The sequence below is a fragment of the Thermincola ferriacetica genome (assembly GCF_001263415.1).
In the GTDB taxonomy this organism is placed as follows: domain Bacteria; phylum Bacillota; class Thermincolia; order Thermincolales; family Thermincolaceae; genus Thermincola; species Thermincola ferriacetica.
On record NZ_LGTE01000006.1, the window covers coordinates 45,739 to 65,143 of the forward strand.

The window sequence follows — 19,405 nt, forward strand, 5'->3', positions numbered from 1 at the left end:
AGATGAATAAGTTGTTGGTTGGAGGTTATCCATTTGAAGGTTTTGGTTACTGGAGGAGCGGGGTTTATAGGTTCCCATATCGTGGACAGGTTGATTCTGGAAGGGTATGAAGTGGTGGTCGCCGATAACCTTTCTACCGGAAGCCCGGCAAATATCAATGCGGAAAGCCGGTTTTATCAGGTTGATATTACCGGGGATGATTTGCAAGACTTATTTGCCAAGGAAAAACCTGAAGTGGTGATACACCATGCTGCCCAGGCAGATGTGCAGGTTTCACAACGGGAACCAGTTTTTGATTCCATGACTAATATTTTGGGTACTGTTAATCTGCTGCAATGTTGTATTACGTATAATGTAAAAAAGCTGATTTATGCCTCTTCGGCCGCCGTTTACGGCGCTCCTTGTTACCTTCCTGTTGACGAAAACCATCCAGTTAATCCTATTTCCAATTATGGCATTTCAAAATACGTACCGGAGTTATATATCAAAGCTTTTCACAAAAATTTTAATTTGAATTATACCATCCTTCGTTACGCCAATGTTTATGGGCCCAGGCAGGGGCTGAAAGGGGAAGGGGGCGTTGTTTTCCTGTTTGCCAGGCGGTTTCTGGCCGGAGAACCTCCCTTGATTTATGGCGACGGTGAGCAAACGAGGGATTTTGTTTTTGTGGAGGACATCGTTAATGCCAACCTCCTGGCCCTTGAACAGGGCGACGGGATGGTTATAAACATAGGAACCGGCGCCCAGGTATCCGTTAACGATTTATGCAGCCGCCTCAGGGAAATATTCAAGAGTGATTTACGGGCCGAGTACCTGGAGCCAAGGCCGGGCGACATCAAAAAGAGCGTATTTGACATTTCGTTGGCCAAGAATGTATTGGGCTGGCAGCCCCTTGTTTCCCTGGAAACGGGATTGCGGCAAACTATTGAATTTTACCGGGATTTATGGAGAGAGGTGTAATTAATTGGATTTCGGTTTTGCCTGCCCGAACAAGAAAAGAACAAATATCCTTCTGGCAGTTTTTTTATTTATTGCTGCCGCAGCCGTTTGGTACTCTTATTACGACTCTGTTTTCAACGGCCTTTTATATAATGATGCTATGGATTATGCCAGCATAGGCAGGAATGTGGCCCGCGGCGAGGGTTTTGTTTCCGCTTACATAACGCCCCTGGGTTTACAGTACTATGGTATCCCGCATCCCAACCCATGGCGGGCGCCTTTATGGCCGCTGATATTAGCCCTTTCCATGCAAATACTGGGTTCTAATGACAATGCTGTTGCTGTAACCACGGGGCTGTTTTTTGTGCTTACCGTCCCTTTGATTTATCTGATCGGGCAGAATCTCTTTAACCGGGCTGTCGGTTTCTGCGCGGCGCTTATTTTTATGTTCAGCGGCCTGGCGCTGCATTTTGGCGTGTCGGGCCTGACCGAACCGTTAGCGGCTTTTTTGATGTGCTTATGGATATATTTGTTGACGGGTGAAAAACTGGAAGGTCCCCGGGGAGACCTGATTATCGGGTTAATTGGCGGAGTGTTTTACCTGGCCAGGTACAATGCGCTGGTTTTTCTGCCTTTTGTTTTGGTTTATCTCATGTTAAAACGGAGAAAGAAAATATTTATTATATTGCGGTTCGTAGCAGGATTTTTGATTCCCACTGTGCCCTGGTTTATAAGGAATTTCCTGCTTTTTGGCAGCCCGCTGTTTTCCTTGCAAAAGTTTGAACCGGTGATGTTTACTGCGGCCTATCCGGAATATTCTCTTTATATGATGTTAAAGAAGCCGGATGTGCTGGATTTTATTGCATCACACCCCGGCCAGGTTATGGCCAAGGTAAAAACAGGGTGGTTCAGTTTTGCCGGTGACTTTTTTAACCCCTCGTTTTCCGGTATTCACTGGGGTTTGATGGTTTTATGCCTCCTGGCCCTGGTATGGCCTTTGGGCAAAAAAACAGCGCCGTTAAAACTGGTTTTGGCAGGCAGTTTTTGCGCCCAGTTGGCCGCGCTGCTGGTTATCCATTATATCCCCCGGCTGTTTTTCCTCTTTGTTCCTTTTTATATATTGCTGGGATTGGCTTTCGTTTGGCGCCTGCTCGAAAAGCTGCCTTCGCTGAAATTGCGGAAACCTTTACAGGTACTCGTTTTAAGCGTCTTAACCACTGTGTTTATCCTGGGCAACCTGCCCGATTGGAACAGTAAACATACCCCCGAACCTGTCTTTAAAAAGTTTTCGGCCCAGATAACTTTTTTGGCCAACCATTCCACCCGGTCTGATTTAATCATCTCCAACGATGGGCATATGTTGAGCTGGTACGGGGACAGGAATGCCAGCAAAATTCCCTACAGCCCGGAAATGCTGGCGCAATTAAACAGGTATCAGAAAGCCAGGTACCTGTTCCTTTCTTCCAGGAGCAGTTGGAACATCCCGGAAGCAGACAAGGAATGGCAGGAAATTTACTGGGCCAGGCCGCAGGAGTTCAATGGTTATGTAATTAGAAAGGTCTTTGCGGACGGTTCGTTAATATACGAAAAAAAGCCTTGAAAACTGCCCCTGACCGGTCTAAAATTGATTGACAAAAGCTTCTTGGTAAAAGTATACTTATATTAGTATTAGACTGACTGACTGGTCGGTTCTAAGTACCCTTTTGCCTTTTTCTTATTGTGCATTAAATCAATTTTAACGAATCAGGGGAGTTTGGTGTGGATGAGGAGATTAAAAAGAACATTGATTTTGTTTATGCTACTGCTGTTTGCCGTACTTGCCGGCGGATGCGGGAACAAAGAAACCGCTGCTAATGATGAACAAAAACCGGTACCGGTATCGGTTGTCAAAGTGGAGAAAGGGAGTGTTACCAATAATACTGTAATAACCGGCAAGGTAACTGCCAGCGCTGAGGTTATGATTATCCCCAAAATTGCGGGGAAAGTGACCAGGGTAACCGTTGATGTAGGTTCGAAGGTGAAAAGAGGCGATTTACTGGTTCAATTGGATACAACCGAGCTAAATGCGCAGTTGAAACAGGCCCAGGCCGCATTGGAACTTGCCAAGGGCAACGCCGTGCAAAACGACTACCGTATCCAGGATGCCTGGAACAATTTAAAGCGCATGGAAAATTTATATAAAGAGGGCGCTATATCAAAGCAGCAATATGAACTGGCTCTTTTACAGTATAACCTGTCCCTGAATACTCCTACGGAGGCGCAGGTAAAACAGGCCCAGGCCAATGTGGACCTGATTAAAGCCCAGCTCGCTAATGCCCGTATCACCGCGCCTATAAACGGTGAAATTTCAGTAAAAAACGTGGAAATAGGCGAGTTGGTAGGTCCCAGCGCCCCTGTGTTAACAATAGTTGATACCGGCAATGTTTATGTGGAAGGCGTAATTACTGAAAAAGACATTCCTTTTGTGCGAGAAGGCCAAAAAGTAAAGGTCGAGATAGATGCTCTGGGCGAAAAAGATATTGTGGGAACTATTGCTGCCTTAAGTCCGGCTGCCGACTCCAGGACCAAGGGATACCAGGTCAAAGTAAAAATAGAAAATGCGGACGGCAAGATAAAACCCGGCATGTTTGCGGAGATTTCCATCACCACGCAGGCCAGGGAGGATGTGCCTCTGGTTCCCAAGGAAGTATTGGTAGCCCGGGGAGATAAAAAAGTGGTCTATGTGGTTAGAGATGGAGTAGCCTACGAACAGGATGTTACAACGGGTCTGGAAGATGAAAAGAATGTAGAAATCACTAAAGGTTTAAAAGAAGGTGAACAGGTGGTCATTCTCGGACAAAATTCATTAACCGATAAGACCAGAGTGGTTATTAAAGAATAGGGATTTGTAGTTTAAAGAAGGGGGAGAGAGAATGCCGGCGCGATTATCAAACAAAAAGGTTACCTTTTTTATTACAGCTATGCTGCTTATAACTCTGGCCGTAGGCGGTATTACATATGCGCAAAGTACCGGGCCACAGGTAAAGGAGCTTTCTCTGCAGCAGGCCATTGATCTGGCCATGGCCAACAATAACGACCTGAAACTGGCGCGCATAGAGACTAAAAAGGCCGAAAGGGATCTGGATTTGGCTGAGAAGACCGCTGATGACATTGATTTGGACAGAGTGAGTACTTACGACCTCGGCAAACTGAAATGGGTTGCTCCCAGGGCGGCGCAAATGGCTGTTACGCTGGCAAAGGAAAAGGAGCAATTTACGGAAAAAAGCACTAAACTGGCTGTTGAAGGAGCTTATTACAATGTCCTGAAGGCGCAAAAAATGCTACAGATAAAAAAAGATACATTGAATTATGCCAAGGACCAGTTGGCGATTGTGCAAAACAGTTATCAACTGGGAACAGTGGCCAAAAGCGACGTTCTTGCCGTTGAGGCTTTGGTGGCTGCCAGTGAAGCCGGAGTAACAAGTGCACAAAATGATTTGTCCCTGGCTGTTATGAAGTTGAATGAATTGATCGGTTTGGATATAGACACCCAGTTAAAGTTAACCGACAAATTTGAATATGTCCCGATGAAAGATGTTAATGTTGCTGACGAAGTCTACAAAGCCCTCCAGAATAACATTGAAATAATATCGGTCCGGGAAAACCAGGCTGTCAAGGAAAAGGAATACGAGGTAGCCAGGAAATATTACAGCGGGGGAGTAGTCTACTTTGACAAAGCAAAACTGGATGCGGAAGCAGCAAATGTGGCGGTGAACAAACAGGAAGTGGCCACCACCCTGGCCGTCAAGCAGGATTATTTATCACTCAAAGCCCTGGAAAAAAGCATTGCGTATAAGCAGAAAGAAGTTGAGAAACAGCGGGAAGTTGTAAGAATAGATATGCTGAAATTTAAAGCCGGCTTGCTGACCAACCAGGACGTCAAAAAGTCAACTATTGACCTGGAAACCGCTGAGCAGGGTTTAACCGAGCTTATCTATAATTATAACCAACTGAAGTCGAAGTTTAAGTATGGGTTATTTATTTCCGGTTTAACCGCGGGAGCGTCATCGTCTACCGGCGCTGCGTATTAAAAACTTTTGCAAAGAAATATGGTGAGACATGATGACTAAAGATGTTTTATCAGATAAACGCCAGAGAATTATCGAGGCGGCCGTAAAGGTTTTTTCCTCCAAGGGCTTTCACGAAGCCAAAGTGGAGGAAATTGCCCAGATTGCCGATGTTGGCAAAGGGACGGTATACGAATATTTCTCCAGTAAAGTTGAACTGTTTCAGGAAATATTAAAGTCCGGCATGGAATTTTACAACAAAAACATAACGGAACAGCTTAGTGCAAGTATTTCTGCCACGGAAAAATTGAAACAGGTTGCCCGGCTGCATCTCAGGTTTATCCTTGAATATAAGGATCTGGCTAAAGTAACCATGACCGAACATGCCCACTTTGGTAGAGAATTTCGCAGTTGGTTAATGAAAATGCGGGAAGAAAAGTTTGCGGCCATTGAAAACATCATTAAATCTGGGATTGATAGAGGCGAGATAAGGAATGAAGTTAATTCCAGGGCAGCCGCTATGGTTTTTACCGGTATGATGGGAGGGCTTGTTGGTCCTGCGGTTTTTGGAGATGAGGGAGTGCAAAATCTGGAAGATACTCTGGAACAAATGCTGGAGATTTTATTGAAAGGACTTCTGGCAAACCCGTAGCTTGTGCTATGGGTTTATTAATTTTGGCGCCAACTTTATTTCTGGAATTAATTTGCGTTTTCGGACACGAACCGGCAGGAGAGACCGTAGCTATTGTCGAACTAAGTTACTAACATTTTCTGGGAGGTAAAGGCAGTGGCTGTTTCTGTAATAATTTTGGCAGGCGGAAAAGGAGAACGTTTTTGGCCCAGGAGCAGGGAGTCTATGCCCAAACAGTTTATCAGGCTTTTGGACCAGGGAACCATGCTGCAGCTTACCTTTAACAGGGCCAGAAAAATGGTTTCGGTAAATCATATCTATGTGGTGACGGCCAGACCTTATGTTGATTTGGTCAAACAGCAATTGCCCGGTTTACCGGCGGCGAACATTATCGTGGAACCTGAGGGCAGAAACACGGCTCCTTGTATAGGCCTGGCGGCAATTCTTTTACAGCATAAAGACTCCGAATCTGTAATGGTTATCCTGCCGGCCGACCACTATGTGGCTGATAATGACAGGTTTGTTCAAACTCTTAAAACAGGGGTAAGGCTGGCTACTGATAAAGAAGCCTTCATTACCCTGGGAATTGTCCCGACCCGGCCGGAGACAGGTTATGGATATATAGAATTGGGAGAGCAAAAGAAGTATTCCGGAGCGGTATATTTTGAGGTGAAATCTTTCACCGAAAAGCCTGATTACCAAACTGCGCAGGCTTACCTTGGCTCCGGCAATTTTCTTTGGAACAGCGGAATGTTTATATGGAAGACAAGTTCGATCCTGAGAGCCATGGAAACATATCAACCTCAGTTATACGAGGGCTTGTGTCAAATTGGCAGGGGGCTGAATGAGGGGGATTTTGAGCAAAGACTGCTACAGGTATACGGAAAGTTGCCTAAACAATCCATAGACTATGCTATCCTGGAAAAGGCAAACAACATTTTGGTTGTGCCGGGTGATTTTGGTTGGGATGACGTTGGCAGTTGGGCTGCTTTATCCAGGCTTTTCGAGGTTGATTCGGAAGGTAATTACCTGCAGGGTTCAGTAGTGACCATCGGCGCCCATAACTGCATAATTGACGGAAAGACCAAATTGATTGCCGCAGTGGGAGTAGATAATCTCGTAGTTATAGACACGGAAGACGTGCTGCTTATTTGTCCCAAAGAACGGTCCCAGGATATTAAGCTCATTCTGGAAGAGCTGAGAAAACAGCGCATGGAAAAATACCTGTAAAAGTTGCCGGGGAAAAGTCCTTTCTTTTGGAGGTATCCGTTTTGAAGCAAAAAACTGTTAAATTTAAAATATTGGCCGGCATGTTAATCTGTTTTTTATGTACAGGTTTTTTTGCGCCTGCCGTTGTTTTGGCCGGCGGTTTTTCCGATACCGGGGGGCACTGGGCGGAAAAAGAAATATTAAAGGCAGCGGCCGCCAAAATAATAAATGGTTATAACGGGGCTTTTTGGCCCAGACAAAGTGTTACCAGGGCCCAGTTTGCCGTAATGATTGTTAACGCGTTGGGACTGGATACGGAAGCTGCGGCTTTGCAGGGTGTTCCTACCGGATTTACGGACTTGAAGTCTTCGCATTATGCGGCCGGACACGTCCTGGTGGCCAGGGAAAGAGGTTTAATTTCAGGTTACCCGGACGGAACCTTCAAACCCGATAAACAAATCCGGCGAGATGAAATAACATCTATTTTAATCAGGGCTTTGCAAACTGAGCCCAATAGCGATTCTGCCCTGCTGAACAAATTTACCGATGCCGATATGATCCCGGATTGGGCAAAAAGTTTCATCGCCACTGCTGTAAAACTTCAATTTTTGTCCGGTTTTCCTGACGGAACCTTCAGGCCGGACCGCCCGGCCAGCCGGGGAGAAACGGCGGTTCTGATAAATAAACTGCTGGCTGAACTGGACCGGGGATATACTTTTGTCGGGGAAATTGAGGATATCAGCCTACAAAACAGGGAACTGGCGCTCAATATTAACGGGCAGCGGGAAAAGTTTACCTACGCAAACAATACCGACTTTTATTCTGATACAAAAAGAATTTTACCACAATATTTAAAGCCGGGAGATAAAGTAGCTGTTATAATCGACGAATATGGACAGTTAAACTATGTGGAAAAACTTACGCAGGAAATAAGCGGTCAGGAAGAACAGCAAACCCCAGCTAACGGGGAAGCTGCGCAAAAAGCCGGTCTGACTTTGGAAACAAGCAATCAATTGACTAATAACGGTAAAGACAGTGTCTCAAAAGACAGTGACCAAGAAATACTGATAACCACTGCCGCCGGGCAAGCCGGCCGGGTCAGGACGGCCATTGAACGGATGGGCGGAAAGGTTAATTTGTTTTATCCACGCCTGGATTACCTTACGGCTACCGTACCACCAAGCCAACTTGATATAATTGCCCATATGCAAGGCGTAGAGAGGATAAACCTGGACAGGGAACAAAGGGTTGCGCCGTTGGAAGCAGCCGAAACGGATGCCGGTATGCTTATGGACCCCCGGAAAAGTTTGCAGGTGACAAAAAGCAGTATTTCGGCGGATCTTTTCACGAATGAAACGGGAGCCGACGGAAAAGGTCAGATTGTGGCGGTAATTGATACAGGGGTTGATCCCGGCCATCCTGACCTGCAGAAGACTACCGACGGGAAGAGAAAAATTATCACCTGGAAAGATTTTACAGGGGAAGGCGTATTAGATACAAAGGCTATTGCCCCCAAAAATAATGGAGCCGTAAATTTGGCTGACGGGAACTATCGGATTGGTTCTATCGTCTCTAAAAGTGAACATTTTCATTACGGTTATATACGGGAAAGCGATTTTTCCACCGCTAACGGAAACGGTATGGATATAAATTTCAATGGGAATACAAACGATGTTTTTGCTGTTTTGGTTACCGATGCAAAAGTAAGTGGAAAATATGACACTGTATATGTAGATACAGACCTGGACAAGGACTTTGCAGATGAGACTGCCCTTAATTTGTTTGAAGGTTCAGGGGTCTTCGCCAATTTTAAAAGCCTGGACGGAAAAAATATTTTTAATTTTAACCTGCTGGAAATCGATCCAAATGGAAATAGAATTCACCTGGGTTTTGACGGCAATGATCACGGAACTCATGTGGCGGGGATTATTGCCGCTAACGGGTATGCTCAAGGGGTAGCCCCGGGGGCGCAGATTATGGCTTTAAAAGTATTGGATTCCGCCGGTTACGGCAGTTGGAGCTCTGTTTCGGAGGCCATGATTTATGCTGCTTCACATGGGGCTAAAGTTGTCAATCTCAGCCTGGGGTTTAAGCCCGATGATTACGTTGGGGGAAGTGTCCCGGCCAAGTTAATAAATACCTTAACAGAAGAATACGGCGTTGTTTTTGTGGTGGCTGCGGGAAACGACGGTCCCGGATTAAGTTCAGTAACTACTCCTGCCGATTCCGATTCGGCTATCAGTGTCGGGGCGTATACTGCTCCGGAAATGTGGGAAACCGACTATGGCTGGAAGGTGCCGGCAGAAAACCTCTGGTTTTTCAGCTCTGTGGGCCCCCGCAGAGATGGCGCCATGGCCCCGCGGGTAGTAGCCCCCGGCAGTGTGGTGTCTACTGTGCCGATGAGAAAAGGTGAACAGTACTTCATCAGTGAAGGGACCAGCATGGCAGCTCCGCACGTTGCGGGGGGTATTGCCCTCTTGCAGGAAGCTGCTACGCATGAAAAAATCAATGTTACTCCGTATATTATTAAAAGAGCTATAGAACTGGGCGCGAGAAAAATACCTGACTATTCCTATGCTGAACAGGGCTATGGGTTGGTCAATATTGCTCAGACCTGGATTGAAATGCAGTTTATTAAAGAGAATGCCAACTTTAGCTCATCGATATATAACTCGCAATGCGGTATGGGATATGGACTGTTGGAACAGCGTCTGGAACCGGGTAAAGTATCATGGTATGTGAAAAACAACTCTTCCGGAATAAAAGAGTTGTCAATTTATACTCTATCGCCGTGGGTCAAGCCTGACACAGACCGGATTCTTGTCCCGCCCGGAAAGACACGGGAAATACCTCTCCAGTTTGATCTTCCGGCTAAGGAAGGACTGTATTCCACCTTGGTCCGCGCCAATGACCAGACCAGTTATGGAATTGATACAGACCTTTTAGTGAATATTGTAAAACCTTACTCTTTAAATGAGACTGACAACTACAGCCGCAGCCTGGAAGAAACACTAAAGCCCGCCCAGTACAAAAGGTACTTTTTCGAAGTGCCGCCTGGAAGAGCGCAACTGGATGTTCTTTTAAGCGTTAATAAACTAAATACAGACCTATATGCCGGCAAAGTTAGGATGTACCTGTATGACCCGGAGGGCAACAAAAAAGCTGAGACGGGGTTTGCCGGAGGCGATGCCGCGGGTAAGCCCGGTGTTTCTGCCCAGGTTCTTTCCCCCCGGGCCGGTACATGGGAAGTGGTAGTTTACAGTTCCGCCAGCCTTAGCGCTTTGGGCCTTGACCGTTCACAGTTTTCTCTGAGTGTGGCCGCTTCAGGAGAGAATGGGTCTGATTTGCCTGTCAGCGAACGTACCGTTATTGTGTCCGTAATACCAAGGGATTTGCCGGTAGACCGGGTAAGTTTTGTTACCGTGCAGATCAGGAACCGGGCGGATAAGCGTCCGTTCCGGGGAGCTGTCGAGGTAAACGGGAAGTTATATTACACCGGTAAGGGATATATTACTATTCCGCTCAAACCGGGCGATGAGCGGCGCCTGGTTGTAAAGACGGTAACCGATATCTCCAAGGCCAGACCCGTAGAGTACGAATTTCGTTTTTAGTGCTCCCAAGTGTTGGTTATTGAATATGACAGAAAAATACTGTAAAATTATTTAGGAAGCACCTTTTTTTGATTTGGGGTGGGTTTTTATGAAGAACAAATTTTTTAAGATTATGAATATCCTGGCGTTAGTCGCTGTTTTTGCCGGTTCTTTTTACATTGGCAATATTTTGGCCAATATAGGTGAGAAAAAGAATAATGAGCCGGTTAAGATAAAAGCTGCCGAAAATAAAGACGACTTGCCTGTTGACAGGCTGAATGTATTGTTGCTCGGCATTGATGCCCGGAAAGGGGAAAAAGATACCCGCACTGATACCATGATTCTGGTGAGTATTGATAAGGAAACCAAGAAAATTGCCATGCTTTCTATTCCCAGAGACACACTGGTTGATATTCCCGGTTACGGCAAATCAAAGATTAATGCCGCTAACCAGATAGGCGGAACCGATCTGGCCGTTGCCGTTGTGGAAAATTTACTGGGAGTAAATATACCATACTATGTTAAAACCAATTTCGAGGGATTTAAAGATATTGTTGACACTTTGGGCGGGGTTACCATCGACGTGGAAAAAAGGATGTACTGGCGCGATGGGAAGAACACAATTAACCTGTACAAGGGCGTGCAGCGCCTGGATGGCAATAAAGCTTTGCAGTATGTGCGTTACCGCCATGACGCTCTTGGGGATATCTCCCGTACAGAGCGGCAGCAGAAGTTTCTAATGGCTTTGGCCGATGAAATTCTGCAGGCGAAAACCATAGTCAAGTTGCCAAAACTGTTGCCACAAATCTTTTCGGTAGTAGATACAAACTTTGGATTTAAAGATATATTCTTTTTGACCAGAGTTGCTTCATCATTAAACCCGGATAATATTGTGGCGCAAACCCTGCCGGGAACCTTTTACAACTACAAAGGCATCAGTTACTGGAAGGCTGATGAAGAAAAAACCAAACTGGTATTGGCCGACATGTTCAAGGGTGTAACAACTGCCGCCGTAGTTGATAAACCAATAAATGTTCCGAAGGATATACCTAAAAAGACGAGTAAGGGGCATGTGAAAAAACAGATAGAAGCACCTCCACAAAACAAACCGCAGGTTGACGTAAACATTGGCGAAACAGACAGCCAAACGCCGCAACAAAGCCCCAATGGTTCCGTTAGAGTTCCTCCACCGGAGGGGAATACAGGGAATACCGCACCCACTGAACCTACCGAACCAAATAATAATGGTTCGATAATTAATCCTTCCAACGGGACGCAGCAGCCGGGTAACGGTTCTACGGGAGGCGCGGAATCCATCGGGCCAAAGCAGGGAGGCGTTCCTGCCACCGGACAGGGTGGGACTAATATTGTTGTACCGCCCTCGAACACCGGTGCAACCGGGACGGCGCCCAAATCCACTCAGCAGGATGAGGGCCTGGCGCTCCCATAGTACTGGATTAACTTGATAAGTGGTTTAACTTGATAAGATAGAAAAAACACAGGAGAGGTTTTATGCCTCTCCTTAAAAATTCGCGCTGCATATGGAAGTTTATATTAAGACATAAAGTTTATATAAGATATAAAGTTTCTATATAGACATAAAGGTGGTTAGTGTTTTATGCCGGGGAAAATTGACATTTTAGGAGTAAAAATTGATCAACTTGACCTGTCGGAAACCCTACAATATATAGTACAGGTGATAAAAGAGGGTGGCCGTGCCATGATTGTTACCGCTAACCCCGAGATTGTTATGAAAGCCCGCCGAGAGCCCCGATTTGCTGAAATTTTATCTGAAGCAGACCTTATTACGGCCGATGGGGTCGGCCTGATCATTGCCGCAAAGATATTTGGGACCCCCTTAAAAGGCCGGGTGACGGGTATTGATCTCATTCAGGCGCTGTTTGAAATTTGCTCGCGGGAGGGATACCGTTTTTATTTCCTGGGGGCAAGGGAAGAGGTGGTCAAACAGGCCGTTGCCAATGTTCGGGCCAAATACCCGGGTGTTGTAATTGCCGGATACCACCATGGCTATTTTCAAGATGGTGAAGATGGAGTCCTTGCAGATATCAAAGCCTCCAGGCCTCATATTTTGCTGGCTGCTTTGGGTATGGGAAAACAGGAAGCATGGATTAACGCTCATCAAGCGGAACTGGGGATTCCTGTTGCTATAGGTGTGGGCGGGAGTTTTGATGTGTTGGCGGGAGCTGTGAAAAGAGCCCCGGTGTTTATGCAGAGGCTCGGCCTGGAATGGTTGTATAGGCTGGTCACCCAGCCAAGCCGCTTTTTCAGAATGTTGGAACTGCCCAAGTTCCTCTTCCTGGTCTTAGCGAAGAAAATCTTTCGCTAAGTCGCAATAAGTGACAGGTAGCTGCTATTGTAATAGGCGGCATCAGTGTAGGGCCAAAGGGTCAGTCCTAACATAATTTACCAGAAAAGAATTTGTTTATAAAAGCAGGGTATTTTTAGGCGGTTAGAGAACTAATATGGTAATGCAAACAATTTTTGTTAGGAGTGAAAACATGAGACAGATCAGGTTACGGAGGTTTTTTACCCTGGTTATATGCCTGCTGCTGGTTGCTGCTCCGGCATCGGCAAATATAACGGATGTGCTGATTTATGACCTCTCCGACGTGGAAGGGCATTGGGCGGAAAACCAGATGACTCATTTGGTAGCAATGGGCATAGTAAAAGGTTATCCTTCGACCCGCTATGATGAGCAGATGAGGGCTTACGTGCCCGCCAGGAAACTACTTCCAAATCAGAACATTACCAGGGCTGAGTTTGCAGTCATGATGTTTCAGACCTTGAATTTGATTCCGGCTGCCGGAAAGGCTTCGTTTAAGGATGCTGCTAAGATACCCTCATGGGCCAGGGAGGCAGTGAACACCCTTTATCAGAAAGAAATTATTTACGGGGACACCCAAGGCAATTTTAACCCCAATGCCAATATTAGGAGAGCGGAGATTGCCGCTATGGTGGTCAAAGGCTTACATGACCGGAGCCCTGTAAAACAACCCAGGAGTTTCCCTGATGTCTCTGATGAACATTGGGCTGCTGAAGTTATTCAAAAGGCTGCTGATGTTGGCATTATTAAGGGCAAGTCGAATGGAAAATTCGAACCTAACAGTTATGCCACCAGAGCCGAAGTGATGACCATGTTATATAACATGCTATCCAATGATAAGACACAGCTTCCTGATGATGAAGAACTGTTAGCGGTGACCGATGCCTACATGGCAAAAAATGAAGAACTGCTAAACGGCGGAGCTCCCTATGATTTATCTCCGTTGAAGGAGTATCTCACCGGAACAGAAGAAGCCGCCCTGGCGACAAACGCCGATGCCCTGAACGAAATGGCGGACCGCAACATAAGTTTAAAATACGAAATCCTTTCCAAAGGTAAAGTAGTGAATAAAAGTGATTGGCTGGCACAGGTTACATATGATTCAAAGATGACCGTCAAAGATGCCGACGGCGAAAACGTAATTAACATGACGGAGTATGTGTATTTAATGAAAATAGATGGTAAATGGCTCATATATTATGTTCCGTCAGAACCGGTATAAACTGTTTCCCGGTGAAATTAGGCGGGGGTTTTTATGGCCGAATGCTTTTCTTATAAACATCTAAGGTCTGTGAAGCATTCGGCCTTCAATTTTTCACGGCCCCTAAGAAAATCCAAACATTTGCCCCCAATTTAGAATCTAAGTTGTACAAAAAAGGAATGCCTGTTAGAATATATTAATAGGACGTGTTTAGGGGGAGAGCAGGGTTGAAGAAGAAAATAAAAGTGCTGCATGTTATAGGTGGCGGAGAATTTGGCGGGGCTGAGCAGTATTTGATTACACTGTTGAGAAATATGGACCGGCAGGATTTTCATATTGTGGTGGCCTGTTTGTTTGGAGCGCCGCTGGCCGGCAGACTGGCGGGCGAAGGTTTTCCCCACCAGGTTTTCCCTATGACCGGGAAGTTAGACCTTAAAGTTATCTTCAGGCTCTCCGATTACATAAAGAAAAATGGTTTTGACATAGTACATACCCATGGGGTGCGCGCAAATCTGGTCGGCCGGCTGGCTGCCAGAAAAGCAGGGATAAAAAACATTGTTACAACGATCCACAGCAATCTGGAGTATGATTACCCGCGAAAGCTGGACCTGTATGTAAATAAAATCAGCGAAAAACTGACCCTGCCTTTGACTAAGCATTTTATAACAGTTTCTGAAGATTTGGCCGGGTATGTTTGTGAAAAATACGGTATCAGTAAACGAAGGGTTTCCGTTATATACAATGGTTTGGAATTAAATAAATATTTTTTTTCTGAGGCCAAAAGGGCTCAAATAAGAAAACAGTTCAAGGTCGCCGATAATGAAACTTTGCTGGCGGTAATTTCCAGATTGCATCCTGTCAAAGGGCACAGTATTTTGTTCTATGCCTTTGAACAACTGGTCCGTGATTTTCCATTTTTAAAGTTGCTCATTGTGGGGACAGGCCCGGAAAAGAAGCGCCTTGAGGAACAGGCCCGGGAGCTGGGAATTGCCGGAAATGTCATTTTTGCCGGTTTTAGAAAAGACATTCCGGAAGTCTTGACATCTGTGGATATTGTTGTACAGCCTTCCCTGTCAGAAGGTTTTGGATTGTCCATTATAGAGGCTATGGCCATGGAAAAGCCTGTTGTGGCCAGTGCGGTGGGCGGTGTACCGGAAATCATTAAAAACCGTGTTAACGGTTTACTTGTGCCTCCGGGCGATCCCATTGCTTTGTCCGAAGCCATAACCAGTGTTTTGGAACTGCCTGGTCTTGCCCGGGAGTTGGCCAGAACGGGAAGGGAAACAGTTGAGAAGAAATTTACCGCTGAAGCGATGGCCCGAAAAACGGCAGAAGTATATGAAAAATTAGTACGTAGAAGGACGAGAAAAATGCAAAGAGGGAAAAAGGCATGAGTAACACCAAAAGTTTGGCGAAAGCGGCGTCGGTCATCATGGTAGCAACTCTGGTCGGCCGGTTTGTCGGTTTTATCAGGGAAATGGTGATTGCCAACCAGTTCGGTGCATCTGCCCATACCGACGCTTATGTAGTGGCCTATACTATCCCCAGTATGGTGGCTATGGCCCTGGCGGGAGCCTTTAACGCTGCATTTTTGCCTGTCTTCAATGATTACCTGGTTTCCAGGGACAGGGGAGAAGCAAATAACCTGGCCAATACAACAATTAACCTGGTGGCGGTTTTTTTTATTACCCTGATTACCGCGGCTTTTGTTCTAAGCCCTTATATTGTAAAATTGCTTGCGCCGGGTTTTGACCGGGCCAGCCTGGCTTTAACGGCAAAACTGTTCCGCATAATACTGCCGGCCCTATTGTTTATTGGCTTAATGGGGCTGATTTCGGCTATTTTGAACTCTTACAGGCATTTTTTATTTCCGGCTTTGGGCCCCATGATTACCAGTCTGGTTACCATCGGGTTTGTCCTGGCTTTAGGGCGCCGCTGGGGGATTGCCAGCCTGGCAGCAGGGACAATGGTGGGTTTTGCCGCGCAATTTCTTTTTCAGCTCCCGGTGATGTGGAAAAAGGGTTTTCAATACCGCCTGATTATTTCCTGGTCCCACCCGGGTGTAAAGAAAACCCTGTGGCTAATGCTCCCTGTTGTACTGGGGGTGATTATCGGCCAGGCGCCGGTTTTTGTGGAACGGGGACTGGCTTCAACCCTCGAAGCAGGAAGCATTTCGGCGTTAAACTATGCCAACAGGGTGATGCAGCTACCCCTTGGCTTGTTTGTGGCGGCTATTTCCATTCCTGTTTTTCCGGCCCTGTCGGTTTACGCATCAAAAAGGGAATACGGGCTATTAAAAGAAACCTTGATTCGCGGGATCAGTCTCTTTTTTCTGATTCTGGTCCCTGCCGCAGTGGGGCTCCTCACACTGAATAAACCTATAATTAAGCTGCTCTTTGAACATGGGGAATTTACGGTTCACAACACGGTAGTCACGGCTAATGCTCTGGCCTATTATGCTTTGGCGATAATTCCGTGGGCCCTAAGAGACATTTTGACCAGAAGTTTTTATGCCCTGCAGGATACGGTAACTCCTGTGCTTATCGCTGCGGTGGGCGCCATGGCCACTGTCTTATTTGATTTGCTGCTGGTTAAAATTATGGGCGTTGGGGGCCTGGCTTTGGGATTGGCGTTGGGTTTATCTGTTAATGTTTTGATCTTATATGTTTACCTGAGAAGGAAGTTGGGTGAAATTTTCCCTGCCCATTGGCTGCTGACTTTAGGTAAGATCATTTCTGCCGGCGCTGTGATGGCATTGGTAACAGCCGTACTTTATAATTTGCTGGGAAGCTATGTCCCGGACAGTTCGCGCCAGGGGCTTTTGCTGAAAATTTTACTTGCCGGTGCGGCAGGAGTACTGGTTTACTTTTTCGGTTTGTTACTGCTCAAGGTCAGAGAGATAGCCGATTTGACAGGGTTGATTATAAAATTAAAAGATAAAATGTTAAAAAGCCGGTAACCGGCATATAAAGGAGGAACCAAAATGTTAGATATTAACCGGATTAAAGAGATTTTGCCCCACAGATATCCCTTTCTGTTGGTGGACAGGATTATTGAAATGGATGAAAATAAAGTTGTGGGACAAAAAAATGTAAGCGCTAACGAAGAGTATTTTCAGGGGCATTTTCCTAACTACCCGGTTATGCCGGGAGTTTTGATTATCGAGGCATTGGCTCAGACAGGGGCGGTGTACATCCTGTCAAAGCCTGAATTTAAAGGGAAAATTGCTTTTTTTGCCGGTTTGGATAAGGTGCGTTTTAGAAAACAGGTTGTCCCGGGTGACCAACTGCGGTTGGAGGTAGAGATGTTAAAGCTGCGTGGCCGGGTAGGCAAGGCTTTTGGCCGGGCATTTGTGGGCGATCAGTTGGTTGCCGAGGCAGAATTAATGTTTGCTATTGGCGAGTAATTTTGCGGATAGTAGTGACAAATGTCGGTTAATGTGTTAAAATAGGGACAAGTGTGTATTGTTGTTTGCTATTTTAGCATAGAAATATTTCGTAAGGACGTTGCCCTTGGGGAGGGGAGAGACGAAGTGGAGACCAAAGTACTCGGAATCGCAGTCGCTTTCCTGACAACGCTGATAATGACGCCTTTGGTAAGAAGGTTAGCCTTTAAAATTGGCGCAGTTGATTGCCCCAATGACCGTAAAGTACACTGCAAGCCGATGCCCAGGTTAGGCGGAGTGGCCATTTTTCTTGGCTTTGTCATAGCTATGCTGGTCACACAGGAAATCAGTAAAATCACACTGGGCCTGGTCATCGGTAGCGCCTTGATAGTTGCTTTAGGAATAATGGACGATATTTTTGATATTTCACCCCGGTTGAAGCTGTTAGGCCAGATTGTAGCAGCCTTGGTTTTGGTATTATTCGGTATAGAAGTCACTTTTGTCACCAACCCCTTCGGCGGGGTAGTGAATTTAGGGATATTGAGCATCCCCATTACCTTGTTCTGGATTGTTGGCGTAACCAACGCCGTTAACCTGGTTGACGGTTTAGACGGATTGGCCGGTGGCGTGGCTACCATAGCTGCTTTCTGCCTGGCTGTAATCGGATGGCTGGAAGGCCAGTACATGGTAGTCCTTCCGGCAATTATCCTGGGCGCCAGTACTATCGGCTTCCTCAAATACAATTTTCACCCGGCCAAGATTTTTATGGGTGATTCGGGAAGCATGTTTTTGGGCTATATCCTTGCTGCTTTTTCTATTATTGGGCTGACCAAGGGCTTTGCCGTTATGTCGGTGTTTGTGCCTATATTCATTATCGGTATCCCCATATTTGATACTGCTTTTGCTATTGTGAGAAGGTTTATGAACCATCAGCCCATCTTTAAAGCTGATAAGGAACACCTGCATCACTGCTTGTTGGAAAAAGGCTTATCCCATCGCCAGACAGTACTGGCCATTTACCTGTTTGACATTCTCCTGGGAGTCAGTGGTATAGTTCTTACCCAATTAACGACAGCCCAGTCCTTCCTGGTGTTTATCGGCGTTACCCTGGCGGCTTTTGTTGGCGCCGACAAATTGGGCGTGCTTGGCTCCAGAGCCGTACAAACTCTGGAAATGCCGCAGCAAGAGCGCAAATATTCCGCTTAAAACTCCCACAAGGGAGTTTTTTGTGTTGAAGGCATGAGAGAAATCTGAAATAATATCGGAATTAAAAACCTCCCTTTGAACCATAATAAGAGCGATATGGTTTAAAGGGGGTTTTTTAATTGAATGAAATAATTCAAGCTATGTTCCGGTCAGCTTTTGCCTTTGTTGCCTTGCTGGTATTAGCCCGTTTGGTGGGAAAACAGCAAATATCCGAGCTGACTTTTTACCATTTTGTTACGGGAATTACCATCGGCAGCATTGCCGCTAATATGGCCGGCAGCCTGAATATTGATGTCTGGCCTATTTTTGCTGCCTTGGTGACTTTTGTATTCCTGTCTATTTTAGCCGGTTATGTATCTTTGCAGAGCAGGCCATTGCGCAAACTTATCCAGGGGGAACCTACTGTGGTCATTCATAATGGAAAAGTATTAGAAGAAAATATGGGATTGACCAGGTATACCATGGATGACTTGATGAGCCAGCTCAGGTTAAGGGGTGTTTTTGATATCAGTCAGGTAGAGTTTGCTATTCTTGAACCCAACGGACATTTAAGTGTCCAGTTGAAATCCCAATATAGGCCCGCTACCCCTAAGGACTTGGGGATAGCCACAAAATATGAGGGGGTTCCTTCAGAACTTATAGTGGACGGTAAATTGATTGAGGCCAATTTGGTGCAAAATAATTTAAGCGAGGAATGGCTGATGCAGGAGCTGGAAAAAAAAGGTGTGCACACGATAGGGGAAGTAGCGCTGGCCGCCATCAATTCTCAGGGCGAACTTTATGTGGATTTGAAAGAAGATAAACTTGACCATGTAACGGACATAAGCGATAAAGAGGTATAACGTAGAAAAAAT

At 45.9% G+C, this 19,405-nt stretch carries 15 protein-coding genes; all 15 read left to right on the plus strand.

Translation table 11 applies throughout. The features are described 5' to 3' along the window. The first annotated feature begins 33 nt into the window (after nucleotides 1-33). The 15 genes from Tfer_RS05765 to Tfer_RS05835 all read left to right on the plus strand — a co-directional run bounded on the left by Tfer_RS05765 (nucleotide 34) and on the right by Tfer_RS05835 (nucleotide 19,393). On the plus strand, nucleotides 34-960 hold the full coding sequence (locus Tfer_RS05765) for an NAD-dependent epimerase/dehydratase family protein (protein WP_052217277.1): 927 nt from the start codon (nucleotides 34-36) through the stop codon (nucleotides 958-960). 4 nt (nucleotides 961-964) lie between these two features. Next, the gene (locus Tfer_RS05770; protein ID WP_052217278.1) at nucleotides 965-2,539 is read left to right on the plus strand and encodes an ArnT family glycosyltransferase; all 1,575 of its coding nucleotides are present in this window, start codon (nucleotides 965-967) and stop codon (nucleotides 2,537-2,539) included. Nucleotides 2,540-2,701: 162 nt separating this feature from the next. Continuing rightward, nucleotides 2,702-3,820 carry an efflux RND transporter periplasmic adaptor subunit gene (locus Tfer_RS05775; protein ID WP_052217279.1) on the plus strand — a complete coding sequence of 373 codons (1,119 nt, stop codon included), beginning with the start codon at nucleotides 2,702-2,704 and terminating at the stop codon, nucleotides 3,818-3,820. 31 nt (nucleotides 3,821-3,851) lie between these two features. Continuing rightward, the gene (locus Tfer_RS05780; protein ID WP_052217280.1) at nucleotides 3,852-5,009 is read left to right on the plus strand and encodes a TolC family protein; all 1,158 of its coding nucleotides are present in this window, start codon (nucleotides 3,852-3,854) and stop codon (nucleotides 5,007-5,009) included. A 31-nt stretch (nucleotides 5,010-5,040) separates the two neighbouring features. Next, nucleotides 5,041-5,637 (plus strand): TetR/AcrR family transcriptional regulator, encoded by a 597-nt coding sequence (locus Tfer_RS05785; protein WP_052217281.1) that lies wholly within the window; start codon nucleotides 5,041-5,043, stop codon nucleotides 5,635-5,637. Between the two features lie 135 nt (nucleotides 5,638-5,772). Further along, complete coding sequence (locus tag Tfer_RS05790; RefSeq protein ID WP_052217282.1) at nucleotides 5,773-6,846, plus strand: mannose-1-phosphate guanylyltransferase; 1,074 nt, start codon at nucleotides 5,773-5,775, stop codon at nucleotides 6,844-6,846. A gap of 41 nt (nucleotides 6,847-6,887) precedes the next feature. After that, entirely contained in the window at nucleotides 6,888-10,436 is a 3,549-nt protein-coding gene (locus Tfer_RS05795) for a S8 family serine peptidase (RefSeq protein WP_052217283.1), read from the plus strand. Nucleotides 10,437-10,524: 88 nt separating this feature from the next. Beyond that, complete coding sequence (locus Tfer_RS05800) at nucleotides 10,525-11,865, plus strand: LCP family protein (protein ID WP_052217284.1); 1,341 nt, start codon at nucleotides 10,525-10,527, stop codon at nucleotides 11,863-11,865. A gap of 168 nt (nucleotides 11,866-12,033) precedes the next feature. Further along, nucleotides 12,034-12,762: a WecB/TagA/CpsF family glycosyltransferase gene (locus Tfer_RS05805; RefSeq protein ID WP_052217285.1), complete on the plus strand. Its 729-nt coding sequence runs from the start codon at nucleotides 12,034-12,036 to the stop codon at nucleotides 12,760-12,762. Between the two features lie 172 nt (nucleotides 12,763-12,934). After that, complete coding sequence (locus tag Tfer_RS05810) at nucleotides 12,935-13,981, plus strand: S-layer homology domain-containing protein (protein ID WP_052217286.1); 1,047 nt, start codon at nucleotides 12,935-12,937, stop codon at nucleotides 13,979-13,981. A 206-nt stretch (nucleotides 13,982-14,187) separates the two neighbouring features. Beyond that, the gene (locus Tfer_RS05815; protein WP_052217287.1) at nucleotides 14,188-15,354 is read left to right on the plus strand and encodes a glycosyltransferase; all 1,167 of its coding nucleotides are present in this window, start codon (nucleotides 14,188-14,190) and stop codon (nucleotides 15,352-15,354) included. Then, entirely contained in the window at nucleotides 15,351-16,919 is a 1,569-nt protein-coding gene (murJ, locus tag Tfer_RS05820) for a murein biosynthesis integral membrane protein MurJ (protein ID WP_052217288.1), read from the plus strand. The genes Tfer_RS05815 and murJ overlap by 4 nt, the downstream gene beginning before the upstream one ends. A 24-nt stretch (nucleotides 16,920-16,943) precedes the next feature. Further along, complete coding sequence (gene fabZ, locus Tfer_RS05825; RefSeq protein ID WP_052217289.1) at nucleotides 16,944-17,366, plus strand: 3-hydroxyacyl-ACP dehydratase FabZ; 423 nt, start codon at nucleotides 16,944-16,946, stop codon at nucleotides 17,364-17,366. Between the two features lie 126 nt (nucleotides 17,367-17,492). Continuing rightward, nucleotides 17,493-18,551 (plus strand): glycosyltransferase family 4 protein, encoded by a 1,059-nt coding sequence (locus Tfer_RS05830; RefSeq protein WP_242843557.1) that lies wholly within the window; start codon nucleotides 17,493-17,495, stop codon nucleotides 18,549-18,551. 119 nt (nucleotides 18,552-18,670) lie between these two features. Next, nucleotides 18,671-19,393, plus strand: coding sequence for a YetF domain-containing protein (locus Tfer_RS05835; protein WP_052217290.1), 723 nt, complete (start codon nucleotides 18,671-18,673; stop codon nucleotides 19,391-19,393). The last annotated feature ends 12 nt before the right edge of the window (nucleotides 19,394-19,405 follow it).